The organism is Planobispora rosea (genome assembly GCF_014648175.1).
In the GTDB taxonomy this organism is placed as follows: Bacteria; Actinomycetota; Actinomycetes; order Streptosporangiales; family Streptosporangiaceae; genus Planobispora; species Planobispora rosea.
The window spans coordinates 62,768-76,680 of the sequence record NZ_BMQP01000004.1; the positions used below are offsets into that span (position 1 = coordinate 62,768).

Here is a 13,913-nt window from a genome sequence, read left to right on the forward strand (position 1 = left end):
CGCTCACCCGCCGCGCCGGGGCCGGCGAGTTCCACGGGCTCCACGGGCTCCACGGGCTCCACGGGCCGGCAGGCGGGCCGGGCACCGCGATGGGGACGGCGGGCGGCTCTCCACGGCGTCACAGGCGTCCCTTCTGCGGATGGACCGTACGGCAACGGCGCCCGGACGCCCGTGCGAGGGCGCGCCGCTGCTCCCGGCACCGCTCAGAGGCCAAAAAATAGCCCAGCGCCGCCGGTCACCCCGGGGACGACACGGGGTGACGGCGGTTACCAGACGATCCGCAGAGGGCTTTGAGGCGCTCCACGGCTTCCCGGCGGAGCACCCCGTTCATCGGAGGGCCGGGCCCCGGGCCGGTCCGCTTCCGGACGGCTTCCCCGTTTCCCGGGGGCCGGGGGCGCGGGTCAGTCCACCAGGCGTTTCTGGACCGCGAAGCCGAGGCTGTCGACCGCCACCTGCGGGTGGGTCAGGTCCACCCGCCCTCCGGCCCCCACCGGGGCGACCCAGCTCACGGTGACGTAGTGTCCCAGCGCCCGGGCCTGGGCCCGGCTCCGGGAGGCGTCGAACCCCTCGGGGGTGCCGGGCGCGGACCGGACGAACCCGCCGGACCTCAAAGCGGCCACGAGTCTGTCGGCGGCGGCGGAGTCGGCCAGGTTGAAGATGAGGAACTGCCCGGAGATCCGCCCGTCCCGGGTCGCGTAGTGGGCGCGCAGGACCTGGGTGCATCCGGCGACGGCGGCCTCCGCGCTCCCCCACACGGCCTCGGCGCAGTCGGTCAGCGTCTCGGTGCCCCGGCGCTGCAGGGTGACGCCGCCGGAGGCCACCGACTCCGCGGGGAAGACCTCGGCGACGGTGAGCGGCTCGGGGTCGAGGTCCCGGGTGGCGATGGGGACGTAGTGGCCCGTGGTCGGCTCGCCGCGGAAGGTCGCCGCCCGCGGGGCCTCCTCGCCGCCCGTCAGCCACCAGGACGCCGCAGCCCCGGCGGCCACCAGGACGACGGCGGCGACGGCGACGGCGATCCACTTGCGCATGGGAACCGAGCCTACCGAGCCGTCACGGGGTCGGAGCGGCCGTCGGCGAAGCCGCGACGACGCGGCGGAACACGGCCTTCTCCGCGTCCCTGACGGCCAGGGCCAGGGAGACGAAGTCGTCCTTGGCGTCGGGTTCGGCGCCGTCGGTCCTGCCGATCCAGACCAGGCCCGCGTAGTGTCCCATCGCGTGGCCGCTGGCCTCGGTGTGCCCGCCCGGGGGGAACGCCGCCGTGGCCGACTCCAGGGCCAGCGGCCAGCCGCCCCGGTGCAGGGTCGTCAGGGACGCCACCAGCGCGTCGGCGGAGGCGGCGTCACGCAGGTTGAACAGGGTGTACTGGGCGACGTAGCGGCCGTCGGCGCTGGTGTAGACGCCCCGGGCGACCTGGCTGCACCCGCCCTGGGCGAGCTGGTCGGCCAGCTCCCGGCCCCACACCGCCGCCGCGCAGTCGGCTCCGGCGTCGGTGCCCGCCAGCTTCAGCGTGATCCGCCCCTCCTTCAGCGTCTTCTCCGCGAAGACCTCTTTCACCGTCAGCGGTTCGGGATCGGCCGTCCGCTGCGCGATCGGCGCGAACTGCTTCGGGGAGGGCCAGCCCCGGTAGGCGTCGGGCCGGGGCCGGGTGCCGATCGCCGAGGCCGCCTCCCGGTCGGGTGTGTAGTCGCCGCCGATGGAGGTGACGAACATCATGAACGCTGCCGCGGCGGCCACCACCCCGGCCACCGTGCCGCCGGCCACGACCAGCAGCCGCTGCCGGCGGCTCAGGCCCCGCTCCTCCAGCCAGGAGAGGTCGCGCCCCTCCTCGCGGGGGTCACGGGGGGCGCGGCGCTTGCGGGACCTCGCGGAACGGGACCCCCGGGCGGCGGGACGCTCCCGCGGCGCAGGAGGAGGGCCCGAGGGGAGGCGGGGGTCGCCCGGCGGAGGACCCGCGGGGAGGCGGGGATCGCCCGGCGGCGGGCCCGGAGGCGCTCCGGCCTCGGCGGGAACGGGACGGTTCTGGGTCTCGGCCCCGGCGGGACGTTCCTGGGCCCCGGCCGTGGAACGGCGGCGCCTGCGGGCGGGGGTGGCGGTCACAGCGCGGTCTCTCCCAGGAGGTTGCCCAGGCCGAAGGTCAGGGCCGCGGCGGCGGCGCCCACGACGAGCTGGCGCAGCCCGCTGTACCACCAGCTGCGCGCGGTGACCCTGGACACCAGCGCGCCCGCTCCGAACAAGGCCAGGCACGACACGATCGCCGAGGCTACCAGGTCGGTGACGCCCAGCAGGTACGGCAGGAGCGGCAGGAGCGCGCCCACGCCGAAGGCCAGGAACGAGGAGACCGCCGCGGTCTTCGGCGAGGGCAGGTCGGCGGGGGTGACGCCGAGTTCGGCCTGGGCGTGCACCTCCAGGGCCTTGTTGGGGTTGCGCGAGATCTGCCGGGCCACCTCGGCGGCGAGGGCGGGCTCGACGCCCTGCGCCACGTACACCCCGGCGAGCTCCTCCTCCTCGGCCTCGGGGTGGCGCTGCAGCTCGCGGCGCTCGACGTCGATCTCGGCGAGGGCCAGCTCCCGCTGGCTGGCCACGGAGACGTACTCGCCTCCGGCCATGGAGAACGCGCCCGCCGCCAGCCCGGCCACCCCGGCCAGGGCGATGACCTTCGTGTCGTCGGTGCCTCCGGCGACCCCGGCGATGAGGGCGAAGTTCGAGACGAGCCCGTCCATCGCGCCGAACACCGAGGGCCGCAGCCAGCCACCGCTGACGTCCCGGTGCTCGTGATGGATCTCGGCGCGTTCCCGGGACCCCCCGGTGCTCACGACGTGCCCTTCTCCCCCTCGGCGGTCGCGCTCACCCGCTGGGACTTGTCGTCCTCGCCGGCCACCGGGCCGCCCGTCTCGGGCTCGTCCGCCTGGTCCGCCGGATGCGCGGGGTCGGCGGGCTCGTCCGGGTCCTCGCTCACGGCTGCCGGGTCCGCGCCGTCCGCGTCCGCGCCGTCCGAACCCGTGGCCGTGGCGTCCGCGGTGTCCGAGCCCGTGGCCGCGGCGTTCTCGGCGTCGTCCCCGTCCTCGGAGCGCGAGGCGGTCATGACGGCCTTGTCGTCCCCGGGCACGGTGCCGAGCGACTCCTCGCCGGTCTTGTCGCGGGTCAGCACGTAGTAGGCGAGCGCGCCGATCAGCAGGACGATCGAGGTCCACTGGTTGAGCCGCAGGCCCAGGATCTCGTGGGCGGCGTCGACGCGCAGGCCCTCGATCCAGAACCGGCCGAGGGTGTAGCCCGCGACGTAGAGGGCGAACACGCGGCCGTGCCGCAGCGCGAACTTCCGGCCCGCCCAGATCAGCACGAACGCCAGGCCCAGGTCCCAGATCGACTCGTACAGGAACGTGGGGTGGTAGGTGTCCTCACCCGGGACCGTGCCCGGCCGGTCGGGGTCGATCTCCAGACCCCACGGCAGGTCGGTCGGGCTGCCGAACAGCTCCTGGTTGAAGTAGTTGCCCCAGCGGCCGATGGCCTGGGCCACCGCGATGCCGGGGGCGACGGTGTCGGCCACCGCGGACAGGGAGATCCCGCGGTTGCGGCAGCCGAACCACACGCCCAGTGCGCCGAGCGCGATGGCCCCCCAGATGCCCAGCCCGCCGTTCCAGATGAACAGCGCCTCGATGGGCCGGTTGGGCGCGTCCTCGCCGAAGTAGAGCTGCCAGTCGGTGATGACGTGGTACAGACGTCCGCCGACCAGGCCGAAGGGCACGGCCCAGACGGCGAGGTCCACGATGGTGCCCGGGGCGCCGCCCCGCGCCCGCCAGCGGCGTTCGCCGATGACGACGGCGGCGACGACGCCGAGCACGATGCACAGGGCGTAGGCCCGGATGGGGATGACGCCGAACAGCTGCCAGACCCCTTGGGACGGGCTGGGAATCGAGGCGAGGGGCATGTCAGGTGACGTTACCGTGTCTCGGGCTACTTCGCGGCATCAAGCACCGCTTGGCGGAGCGCGGACGGGTTGAACGCCGTCCCCTGCTCCACGGCGGCGCCGTTGAGCTTCAGCGTCGGGGTGCCGTCGATCTGCGCCGCCTGCAGCGTCTTGTCGCTGTCGGCGAGATGGGCGGCGGCGTGCTGCTGGTTCTTCACGCAGGTGGCGAAGTTCGGGTCGGTGACCCCGGCGTCCTCGCCCCAGGCGACCAGGTCGTCGATCGCGAAGCCCTCGGCGTCCTCCGGCGGCTGCTCCTTGAACAGCCTGTCGTGGAAGGTCATCCAGGCGGGGCCGGCGGGCACGCAGCGGGCCGCCGCCGCCGCCCGGACGGAGTTGGCGCGGGTGACGCCCTCGAACAGGTCCTGGGGGAAGATGGTGACGGTGTGGAAGACCACCTTGACCCTGCCCTCGGCCGCCAGGTTCTTCAGCGTGGCGGCGCTGGTCTCCTCCAGAGACTTGCACGCCGGGCACTGGAAGTCCTCGTAGACGTCGACGACCGGCTTGTCCACCCCCGGCCTGGCCATCACGACCGTGCCGTCCGCGGCGCGGGTGATCGGCGCGAGCGCCGTGGTCGGCTGCTCGGACTGGCTGCTCTGCGCCGCGAACCACCAGCCCGCGCCGACGGCGCCGACGGCGACGACGGCCACGGTCACGATGGTCGCGATCCGCTTCTTGCGCTCCCTCTCGCGCTCGGCCTCGCGCTGCGCCTTCAGCCGCTGCCGGGCCTCTCTCGCCTCCTTGCCCATCAGTCGTCCTCTCCTTCCCGGAGCTCTTCGTCGTCGCTCTCGGGATCGTCGTCGTGTCGGCCGGAGTCGCGGCCCGGGGTCAGCCCGAGGGCCGAGTCGAGCGCGAACCGTCCGGGCGGGAACCAGGCGATGATCACGCCGAGCGCGAAGAGGCCGAAGTCCCGCAGGATGTCGATGAGATAGCTGGGTTCCTCTCCCGCCGCGAGCTGGCCGCCGCCGCCGAAGCAGCCGCAGTCGATCCGCAGGCCCCGTGCCCAGACGGAGGCGATGCCGATGACGAACGCCAGCATGAGGAGCGCCGAGGCGATGCCCGCCACGCGGGTGAGCAACCCGACGATCAGCAGGATCCCCACAACGATCTCCAGGATGGGCAGGCCGTAGCCCACCGCCGTGGCGACCGGATCGGGAAGCAGCTGGTACGCCTTGACCGCCTCGACCGAGAGCACCGGAGTGCCGATCTTCCCCCAGCCTGCGATGACTAAGACTCCGGCCAGGATCAGCCGCGAGACGGTCGTCACCCAGGGTAGCGCCGAACGCATCCTTGAGGGCCCAGGCGTGTAAGAAGTCACGACGGTCATCGTCTCCCATTCCCGACCCCGGCCGTGGCGGTTGCGCGCAGATGCGCCCGCGGCGGCTGAGGGAAACCGGCTGAGGGAAACCTCATCATGGGCTGGATAAGTGCTGAATAAGTCACCGGCCGGGCCGGCGTCCCGGACCGGCGCCGCATACGGCGGGCGCGGCCGTCCCGATGGGCGGCCGCACTCCGTACGGTACGGGAGACCGGGCGGTCAGGCGCGGCGGACGCCCGCCGCCAGCTCGGCGCCCAGCTCACGGACCGCTGCCAGGCCGGAGGCCTCGTCGGGTGCGTCCAGGAGGCGGCGGATGAACGCCGAGCCCACGATGACGCCGTCGGCGTAGCCGGCCACCTCCGCGGCCTGGGCTCCGGTGCCGACGCCCAGGCCCACGCAGACCGGCAGGTCCGTGTGCGCGCGGGTCCGCTCGACCAGGTCCTGCGCGCCCGAGCTGACCGACTCGCGGGCGCCGGTGACGCCCATCAGCGAGGCCGCGTAGACGAATCCGGTGCAGCAGTCGGCGACGGCCTGGATGCGCTCCCCGGTGGAGCTGGGGGCGACCAGGAAGACCGTGTCGATCCCGGCGCCGGCGCTGGCCTGCCGCCAGGGACCGGCCTCCTCCGGGGTCAGGTCCGGGGTGATGGTGCCCACGCCGCCCGCGTTGGCCAGGTCACGGGCGAACCGCTCGGCCCCGTAGCGGTCGATCGGATTCCAGTAGGTCATGACCAGGGTGGCGGCGCCCGTCTTGGCCACGCCCTCGACCGTGCGCAGCACGTCGGCGATGCGGGTGCCGTTGGTGAGCGCCCGGTGCACGGCGTCCTGGATCGTCGGCCCGTCCATGAGCGGGTCGGAGTACGGCAGGCCGATCTCGATCACGTCGCAGCCCGCCTCGACCATGGCGGTGGCGGCCGCGATCGCGCCGTCCTTGGTGGGGAATCCGGCGGGCAGGTAGCCGACGAGGGCGGCGCGCTCGTCCGCCTTCGCCTTGGCGAACACCGTCTGGAGAGTCGTCATCGTGAGTTCCGTTGCGGTTCGGTGCCGCGGCCGTCCCCTCCGGCCGGCGGGCCGGAGGGGGCGCACGCTGCTGTCAGAGGTTGAAGTACTTCATCGCGGTGCCCATGTCCTTGTCGCCGCGGCCCGAGAGGTTGACCAGGATGGTCGCCTCCGGCCCCAGCTCGCGGCCGAGCTTGAGAGCTCCGGCGAGCGCGTGCGAGGACTCGATCGCCGGGATGATGCCCTCGGTCCGGGCCAGCAGGGCGAAGGCCTCCATCGCCTCGGCGTCGGTGATGCCGTGGTAGGTGGCGCGGCCGGTGTCCTTGAGCCAGGCGTGCTCGGGGCCGACCCCGGGGTAGTCGAGGCCGGCGGAGATCGAGTGGGACTCGATCGTCTGGCCCTCCTCGTCCTGCAGGACGTAGGTGCGCGAACCGTGCAGGACGCCGACGGAACCCGCGGTGAGCGTCAGGGCGTGCTCGCCGGTCTCCAGGCCCCGGCCCCCGGCCTCGTAGCCGTGCAGCGCCACGCCCTCGTCCTCGATGAAGGCGTGGAAGACGCCGATCGCGTTGGATCCGCCGCCGACGGCCGCGCAGACGGCGTCGGGCAGCCTGCCGGTCAGCTCCAGCATCTGACGGCGGGCCTCGACGCCGATGATCCGGGCGAAGTCGCGGACGATCTCCGGGAACGGGTGCGGGCCCGCGATCGTGCCGAACAGGTAGTGGGTGGTGTCGACGTTGGTGACCCAGTCGCGGAAGGCCTCGTTGATGGCGTCCTTGAGGGTCTTGCTCCCGTTGTGCACCGGGATCACGGTCGCGCCGAGCAGCTTCATCCGGGCCACGTTCAGCGCCTGGCGCTCGCAGTCGACGGCGCCCATGTAGATGACGCACTCCAGGCCCATCAGGGCGGCGGCGGTCGCGGTGGCGACGCCGTGCTGGCCGGCGCCGGTCTCGGCGATCACCCGGGTCTTGCCCAGCCTCTTGGTCAGCAGGGCCTGGCCGAGCACATTATTGATCTTGTGTGCGCCGGTGTGGGTCAAGTCCTCGCGCTTGAGGACGATCCTGGCCCCGCCCGCCTGCTCGGCGAAGCGCGGCACCTCGGTGAGGGTGGTCGGCCGCCCGGCGTAGGTGCGCAGCAGGTGGTCGAACTCACGCAGGAACGCGACGTCGTTCCTGGCCTTCTCGTACTCCGCGGCCACCTGGTCCAGTGCCGGGATGAGCGCCTCGGGCACGTAACGGCCGCCGAAGATGCCGAACTTGCCGTGCACGTCCGGGTCGTCGCCGTGGACTCCGTTGCCGGCCAGGTCCGCGGCGGTGAGGATGGTTCCCTCTGTCGCAGTCACTTGTCTCACTGTCCCTCGGGTCGGGAGGCGGGATGGGCACCGGCGGTGACCAGGTCCACCACGGCGGCCCGGGGGTCCTTGCCGGTGACCAGGCTCTCGCCGACCAGGACGGCGTCGGCGCCGGCCCTGGCGTAGGCGAGCAGGTCGTGGGGGCCGCGCACACCCGATTCGGCGATCTTGATGATGCCCTCCGGGATCTTCGGGGCCAGCGCGGCGAACACCTCGCGGTCCACCTCGAGCGTCTTCAGGTTCCGCGCGTTGATCCCGATGATCTTCGCTCCGGCGTCGACCGCCCGGTCGAGCTCCTCGGCGGTGTGCACCTCCACCAGCGGGGCCAGCCCGATCGACTCGGCCCGCTCGATGAGCGAGACCAGGGCGTTCTGCTCCAGCGCGGCCACGATCAGCAGCGCGAGGTCGGCGCCGTGGGCCCGGGCCTCCCACAGCTGGTAGGAGGTGACGATGAAGTCCTTGCGCAACACCGGGATGTCGACGACCGCGCGCACCGCGGCCAGGTCGTCCAGGCTGCCGCCGAAGCGGCGCCGCTCGGTCAGCACGCTGATGACGTGCGCGCCGCCCGCCTCGTAGTCGGCGGCCAGGGCGGCCGGGTCGGCGATGGCGGCCAGCGCGCCCTTGGACGGGCTGGAGCGCTTCACCTCGGCGATGACCGACACCTGGTCGCCGCCCAGCGCCTTGTAGACGTCACGGGGGGCGGGCGCGCGCTCGGCGCGCTCCTTCAGATCGGCGAGCGAGACGTTCCGCTGCCGGTCGGCCAGATCGGCGCGGACCCCCTCGATGATCTCGTCCAGAACGCTCACTTGGCCTCCTCGTGAAGCTCGTCGATCAAGTTCGCGGACACCGCTGCGCCCGCGGTCCGCTCGCTCCGCTCACTCACGAGTCAGGTCCCTCCCGATCGATTGCCCTTGTCCCGCCGATGCTATCGGCCTGGATGAGGTCGCTCGGCCAGGGGGTGAGACATAGTGCCGCATATAGGGGCTTATGGGGCTAGAAATTCCCCAGAAGGCAGATTCCTCGCTATCCAGAAAGCGATCATTAATCCCAGGAGAACCCACGGATATACCGGCCGGATCCCCGATCCCGGAACCGGTCCGCCCCGCCGGGACAGCCAGGACCGCACCGCCCAGCGTCCCCACAGCAGGAGGGCGAACGGGAGCGCGAGCACCAGGAACGGATTGAGGCCGAACGCCGCGACCGGGTCTCCGTGGGCCAGTGCGTACACGGCCCGCAGACCGCCGCACCCGGGACAGTAGAGCCCGGTGAGCACGAGGAACGGGCAGGACGGGTAATGACCGGGCTCGTTCGGGTCCACCGCGGCGACGAAGGCGACTCCGGCGCCCGCCGCCAGCGCGACGCCCAGCGGCGCCAGCGGGGCCCACCGGCGGGACCGCCCCGCCACGGCTCCGCCCGGCCCCGCCGGTCCACCGCCCGTCATCGGCACCTCCGGCCCGCCCGGTCCACCGGTCCCCGCCGGCCCGGCCGGTCCGCCCGCCGTCATCGGCCCACCCGGGCCCGCCGGCCGCGACGACCTGTCACACCGCCACGATATCCGGACGGCACGGGATCGGCGGACCGGATCAGAACCCCGAGTACGTGGCCGCCCCGAAGAGGCCCAGACCCAGCACGCCCAGCCAGAGCAGCAGCACGACGACCCAGCAGGCGATGCCGAAGTAGGACAGGACCAGGCCGGCGATCGCCATGCCCCGCCCTTCCTCGCCCGTCTTCTTGATCTGGCTCAGCGAGACGTGCCCGAGGACGACGCCGACGAGCGAGGTGACACCGCACAGGAACAGCCCCGCGATGCCCAGGACCAGCGCGGCGATGGCCATGCCGTTGTTGGGGCGGGGAGGCGGGGCGCCGTAACCGTAGCCGTAGGGGTCGTAGCCGCCGGGAGGCGGCCCGCCGTAACCACCGCCGGGAGGCCCGTAACCGCCACCGGGGGGGCCGTAACCGCCGGGAGGCCCGTAACCGCCCGGCTGCTTGTCATAGCTCATTAAAACTCTCCCCTTTATCCGAGTCGCGAGCGGAAGCCTAACGACAACGCCCCCGCCGGAAGAGACACGATCACCCCGGGAGCGAGATGTGACCACCATAAAGCGGATATGACGGACTCGCCGTCGATATCCCGCGACATCGGAGGAGCGGCCTCAGCCGGTCCGGCCGCCCCTGCCCGCCGGGGCGCCCCCGCCATCCCCGTTCCCCGGACCGTCGATCCCCTCGCCCCTGCTCCCCGGGCCGTCCCCGGCGCCGGAGCCCTCCGGCCCGCCGCTCTCCGGACCGGCCGCCGGGGCGGTCACCGGGCCGGCCACGGGGTCGGCCGTCGGATCGGCACCGCCGTCGATCGCGTCCCACAGCGCCCGGTCGGTCGCCGGCCCGGCGGGCCCGTCCCCCGCGCCGCCGGAACCCGTTCCGGGGCGGTCGTACCGGGCGGACATGCCCGGCCACCGGCCGCCCCGCAGTACGGCCGCCACCCCCCCGGCCAGCAGCACCAGCCCGCCCGCCGCCGCGGCCGGCGGCCAGGCCCAGTGCACCTCGGTGGAGAGCAAGTCCCCGGCCGAGTCCGTACCCGGGAGTCTCGCGGAGGTCAGGCGGTCGAGCGCCGCCGCGGCCAGCGCTGACGGGCGGATGCCCGACCAGGTCCCCGCGACCGCGCCCAGCCCGCACAGCGCGATCACCGCGCCGACGGCCCTGCGCGGCCACCCGCGGGTGGCGAGCACCGCGACCACCGCCGCGAAAGCCGCCAGCGCGATCGAGTTCAGGAAGGGCACGAGCTCGGCGCCCGTCAGCGTGACCCGCTGGGAACCGCCTCCCACCCGGGACCCGCCGGCATCGAGCGTGGCCCAGCCGCGCCCGGCGGCCAGCAGCACCAGCCCGGCACCGGCCGCGCACGTGAGCACCCAGGCCCACAGCGCCCGCCTGGCGTTCGCCCCGGACACGGCCCCCGTTCCCCCGGCGCGCTCACCGGCCTCCCCGGCGCTCACTCCGGGGTCACCGGCAGCTCGCCGGCGTCGAAGCAGGTCCGGTCGCCGGTGTGGCAGGCCGCGCCCACCTGGTCGACCTTGAGCAGGATCGTGTCGCCGTCGCAGTCGAGGGCCACCGACTTGACGTGCTGGACGTGGCCGGAGGTGTCGCCCTTCACCCAGTACTCGCCGCGGCTGCGCGACCAGTAGGTGGCCCGGCCGGTGGTGAGCGTGCGGTGCAGGGCCTCGTCGTCCATCCAGGCGAGCATCAGCACCTCACCGGTGTCGTACTGCTGGGCGACGGCGGGCACCAGCCCGTCGCCGGTGCGCTTCAGGCGGGCCGCGATCGCGGGGTCAAGGGGCATGCGGCAATTGTGCCGCAACCAGGGCCGGGGGCGGATCCCGGTCCGGGTGCGCCGTGATCCCGGAGACTCCCCCGTCCTCCGCGGAGTCTCCGGCATGACGGGGGAGTCTCCGCGGAGGACCGGCCCGGCGCTCCCGGCAGCCGCTATCGCGTGCGGTCGGCGTCGAGCACGTCGGCGGCCTTGACCACGATCTTCGGGTCGGGGGCGTCGACGACGTCGTGGTCCTTGTTGTCGTACTCGAACAGACTCAGGACGTGCCGCATGGCCTCGACCCTGGCCCGTTTCTTGTCATTGCTCTTGATCACCGTCCACGGCGCCACGTCCGTGTCGGTGTGCAGGAACATCTCCTCCTTGGCCTGGGTGTACTCGTCCCACTTGTCCAGCGACTCCAGGTCCATCGGCGACAACTTCCACTGCCGCACCGGATCGACCTGCCGGATGACGAAACGGGTGCGCTGCTCCTGGCGCGAGACGGAGAACCAGAACTTCACCAGGTGGATGCCGTCGCGCACCAGCATGCGCTCCAGCGCCGGGGCCTGCGCCATGAACTCCAGGTACTCCTCCTCGGTGGCGAAGCCCATCACCCGCTCCACCCCGGCGCGGTTGTACCAGGAGCGGTCGAAGAAGACCATCTCCCCCGCCGCGGGCAGGTGCTGGATGTAACGCTGGAAGTACCACTGGGTGCTCTCGCGCTCGCTGGGTTTCTCCAGCGCGACCACGCGGGCCCCGCGCGGGTTCAGGTGCTCCATGAACCGCTTGATCGTGCCGCCCTTGCCCGCCGCGTCACGTCCCTCGAACAGGACCACCAGCCGCCCGCCGGTGTCCTTGATCCAGTACTGCAGTTTGAGCAGCTCGATCTGGAGCAGCCGTTTGATCTTGTCGTACTCGTCGCGGGACATGCGCTCGGAGTAGGGGTAGTGCTCCCGCCAGGTGTCCACGGGAGTGCCGTCCAGCCATTTCAGGACGGGGTCGTCGTCGCCCTCGTCGTCGTCGACCAGGAACTGCTTCAGGTCCTCCACCAGGTCGCTCTCGGCGACGGCGGAGCGCACCCCCGGCGGTAGCAGGTTCGCGTCCATATCCGGCTTCTGCCACCGCCGCGGGCTTCCTAACCCGCTCCGGCCCTGTCCGCGGAACCGGTCGCGGATGTCCGGGGGCCGTCCGGGCCCCGTTCACGAACGGGCGGCGCTCACCCAGGACGCGTGCAGGTCGGCGTAGATCCCCGGCTCCGCGACGAGCTCCGCGTGCGGGCCGCGCTGGACGATCCGGCCGCGGTCGAAGACGAGGACCTCGTCGGCCGCCTCGGCGGTGGACAGCCGGTGGGCGATGGAGACGGCGGTACGGCCGCGCGTGACGCCCTCCAGGGCACGTGCCAGCCGTACCTCCGTGGCCGGGTCCACCGCGGAGGTCGCCTCGTCCAGCAGGAGCAGGTCCGGGTCCGCCAGGTAGGCGCGGGCCAGCGCGACGAGCTGGCGCTCGCCCGCCGACAGCGACTCCCCGCGCTGGCCGACCGGGGTGTCCAGCCCGGCGGGCAGGCCCTCCACCCAGTCCGCCAGGCCCAGCTCGGTCATCGCCAGCGTGATCTCGGCGTCGGTCGCCCCCGGGCGGCCGAAGCGGACGTTCTCCGCCAGCGTGCCGTCGAACAGGAAGCCGTCCTGCGGCACCATGACGATCCGCTCGCGCAGCGAGGAGAAGCGGACCTCGCGCAGGTCGTACCCGTCCACCGTGACCCGCCCGGAGACCGGGTCCATCAGCCGGGTGAGGAGCTTGGCGAAGGTCGTCTTGCCCGAGCCGGTCTCCCCGACCACCGCGATCCGCGAGCGGGGCGGGATCTCCACCGAGACGTCGTGCAGCACCGGCGCGCCGCCGGGATAGGCGAAGCCCACGTTCTCGAAGGAGACCGTGATGGGGCCGCGCGGCAGCTCGACGCCGTCCGCGCCGGGGTCGGCGACGTCGGGCGGGGTGTCGAGCACGCCGAGTACGCGCCGCCATCCGGCGATCGCGTTCTGCGCCTCGTTGAGCACCTCGGTGGCGATCTGCATCGGCGAGACGAAGAGCGTGATCAGGAACAGGAACGCGACCAGACCGCCCTCGCTGATGGCGTCGTCGGCGCCCAGCCGGACGCCGAGCAGCACCACGGCGGCCAGGGCGATCGCGGCGACGATCTCGGTCAGCGGGAAGACGGTGGCGACGATCTTCTGGGTGCGGGCCTGGGCGGCCTTGTTCGCGTCGATGGCGGTGTCGAGCCGCTCGGCCGTACGGCTCTCGGAACCGTAGGCCCGGATCACCGCCGCGCCGACGACGGACTCGCTGACCGCGGCGAGCATGTCGCCGGTGCGCTCGCGGACCCGCGTGTAGGCGGCCGAGAGCCATCGCTGGAAGCGCGGCAGCGCGATCATCAGAGGCAGGAAACAGGCCCAGACCAGGAGCGCGAGCTGCCAGGACAGGACGAACATCACCACGCTGGCGACCAGCAGCTGGCCCACCGCGACGATGATCATCAGCCCGCCCCACTGCATGAACGCGCTGATCTGGTCGACGTCGCCGGTCACCCGGGAGACCAGCGCGCCGCGCCGCTCGGAGTTCTGGGTGAGCACCGACAGGTCGTGCACGTGCCGGAAGCCGCGCACCCGGAGCGTGGCCAGCGAGGCCTCGGTCGCCTTGTAGAGGCGGACGTTCATCAGGTAGCCGCAGAGCGCGGTGAAGACCACGGCCGCCGCGCACACCGCGACGGTGGTGCGGATGTACGGCACGTCGGGAACCGCGCCCTTGAGCCCGTGGTCGATGGTCTGCTGCACGGCGATCGGCACGATCACCTTGCCGACGGTGGCCAGCACGGCCAGCACGAACGTCCCGGCCAGGCCGTTGCGGAACTCCGGGGTGAGGGACAGGCCACGGCGTACGGTGGCCACCGCCGACCGCTCCACCCCCTGAAGCAGGCTCACTCGGCCCCCTCCGTCGA

15 protein-coding genes are annotated in these 13,913 nt (G+C 73.0%); all 15 read right to left on the bottom strand.

Going from position 1 to position 13,913, the window contains the following annotated elements:
* Positions 1–401 precede the first annotated feature (401 nt).
* On the bottom strand, positions 402–1,028 hold the full coding sequence (locus IEZ08_RS05020) for a hypothetical protein (RefSeq protein WP_068922757.1): 627 nt from the start codon (positions 1,026–1,028) through the stop codon (positions 402–404).
* Between the two features lie 22 nt (positions 1,029–1,050).
* Positions 1,051–2,097, bottom strand: coding sequence for a hypothetical protein (locus tag IEZ08_RS05025; protein ID WP_068922756.1), 1,047 nt, complete (start codon positions 2,095–2,097; stop codon positions 1,051–1,053).
* On the bottom strand, positions 2,094–2,813 hold the full coding sequence (locus IEZ08_RS05030; protein ID WP_068922755.1) for a VIT1/CCC1 transporter family protein: 720 nt from the start codon (positions 2,811–2,813) through the stop codon (positions 2,094–2,096). Before IEZ08_RS05030 ends, IEZ08_RS05025 begins: the two co-directional genes overlap by 4 nt.
* Positions 2,810–3,925 carry a prolipoprotein diacylglyceryl transferase gene (lgt, locus tag IEZ08_RS05035; protein ID WP_189241760.1) on the bottom strand — a complete coding sequence of 372 codons (1,116 nt, stop codon included), beginning with the start codon at positions 3,923–3,925 and terminating at the stop codon, positions 2,810–2,812. The genes IEZ08_RS05030 and lgt overlap by 4 nt, the downstream gene beginning before the upstream one ends.
* Before the next feature lie 26 nt (positions 3,926–3,951).
* Positions 3,952–4,710 carry a DsbA family protein gene (locus tag IEZ08_RS05040; RefSeq protein ID WP_068922753.1) on the bottom strand — a complete coding sequence of 253 codons (759 nt, stop codon included), beginning with the start codon at positions 4,708–4,710 and terminating at the stop codon, positions 3,952–3,954.
* A complete protein-coding gene (locus IEZ08_RS05045; protein WP_229802930.1) occupies positions 4,710–5,228 on the bottom strand; it encodes a MauE/DoxX family redox-associated membrane protein in 519 nt (172 codons plus the stop codon). The genes IEZ08_RS05040 and IEZ08_RS05045 overlap by 1 nt, the downstream gene beginning before the upstream one ends.
* A gap of 270 nt (positions 5,229–5,498) precedes the next feature.
* Positions 5,499–6,296, bottom strand: a complete 798-nt coding sequence (gene trpA, locus IEZ08_RS05050; protein ID WP_068922751.1) for a tryptophan synthase subunit alpha — start codon at positions 6,294–6,296, stop codon at positions 5,499–5,501.
* 73 nt (positions 6,297–6,369) lie between these two features.
* Entirely contained in the window at positions 6,370–7,575 is a 1,206-nt protein-coding gene (trpB, locus tag IEZ08_RS05055) for a tryptophan synthase subunit beta (RefSeq protein ID WP_203863233.1), read from the bottom strand.
* A 44-nt stretch (positions 7,576–7,619) separates the two neighbouring features.
* Positions 7,620–8,429, bottom strand: a complete 810-nt coding sequence (trpC, locus tag IEZ08_RS05060; protein WP_068922750.1) for an indole-3-glycerol phosphate synthase TrpC — start codon at positions 8,427–8,429, stop codon at positions 7,620–7,622.
* A gap of 179 nt (positions 8,430–8,608) precedes the next feature.
* On the bottom strand, positions 8,609–9,127 hold the full coding sequence (locus IEZ08_RS05065) for a DUF2752 domain-containing protein (protein ID WP_308426620.1): 519 nt from the start codon (positions 9,125–9,127) through the stop codon (positions 8,609–8,611).
* Positions 9,128–9,206: 79 nt separating this feature from the next.
* Positions 9,207–9,623, bottom strand: coding sequence for a DUF4190 domain-containing protein (locus IEZ08_RS05070; protein WP_068922748.1), 417 nt, complete (start codon positions 9,621–9,623; stop codon positions 9,207–9,209).
* 153 nt (positions 9,624–9,776) lie between these two features.
* On the bottom strand, positions 9,777–10,565 hold the full coding sequence (locus IEZ08_RS05075) for a Trp biosynthesis-associated membrane protein (RefSeq protein WP_189241761.1): 789 nt from the start codon (positions 10,563–10,565) through the stop codon (positions 9,777–9,779).
* Positions 10,566–10,606: 41 nt separating this feature from the next.
* Positions 10,607–10,954, bottom strand: coding sequence for a phosphoribosyl-AMP cyclohydrolase (hisI, locus tag IEZ08_RS05080; RefSeq protein ID WP_068922746.1), 348 nt, complete (start codon positions 10,952–10,954; stop codon positions 10,607–10,609).
* 143 nt (positions 10,955–11,097) lie between these two features.
* Positions 11,098–12,030 (bottom strand): polyphosphate kinase 2, encoded by a 933-nt coding sequence (ppk2, locus tag IEZ08_RS05085; RefSeq protein WP_068922745.1) that lies wholly within the window; start codon positions 12,028–12,030, stop codon positions 11,098–11,100.
* Between the two features lie 93 nt (positions 12,031–12,123).
* The gene (locus tag IEZ08_RS05090; protein WP_068922744.1) at positions 12,124–13,896 is read right to left on the bottom strand and encodes an ABC transporter ATP-binding protein; all 1,773 of its coding nucleotides are present in this window, start codon (positions 13,894–13,896) and stop codon (positions 12,124–12,126) included.
* Positions 13,897–13,913: the final 17 nt, after the last annotated feature.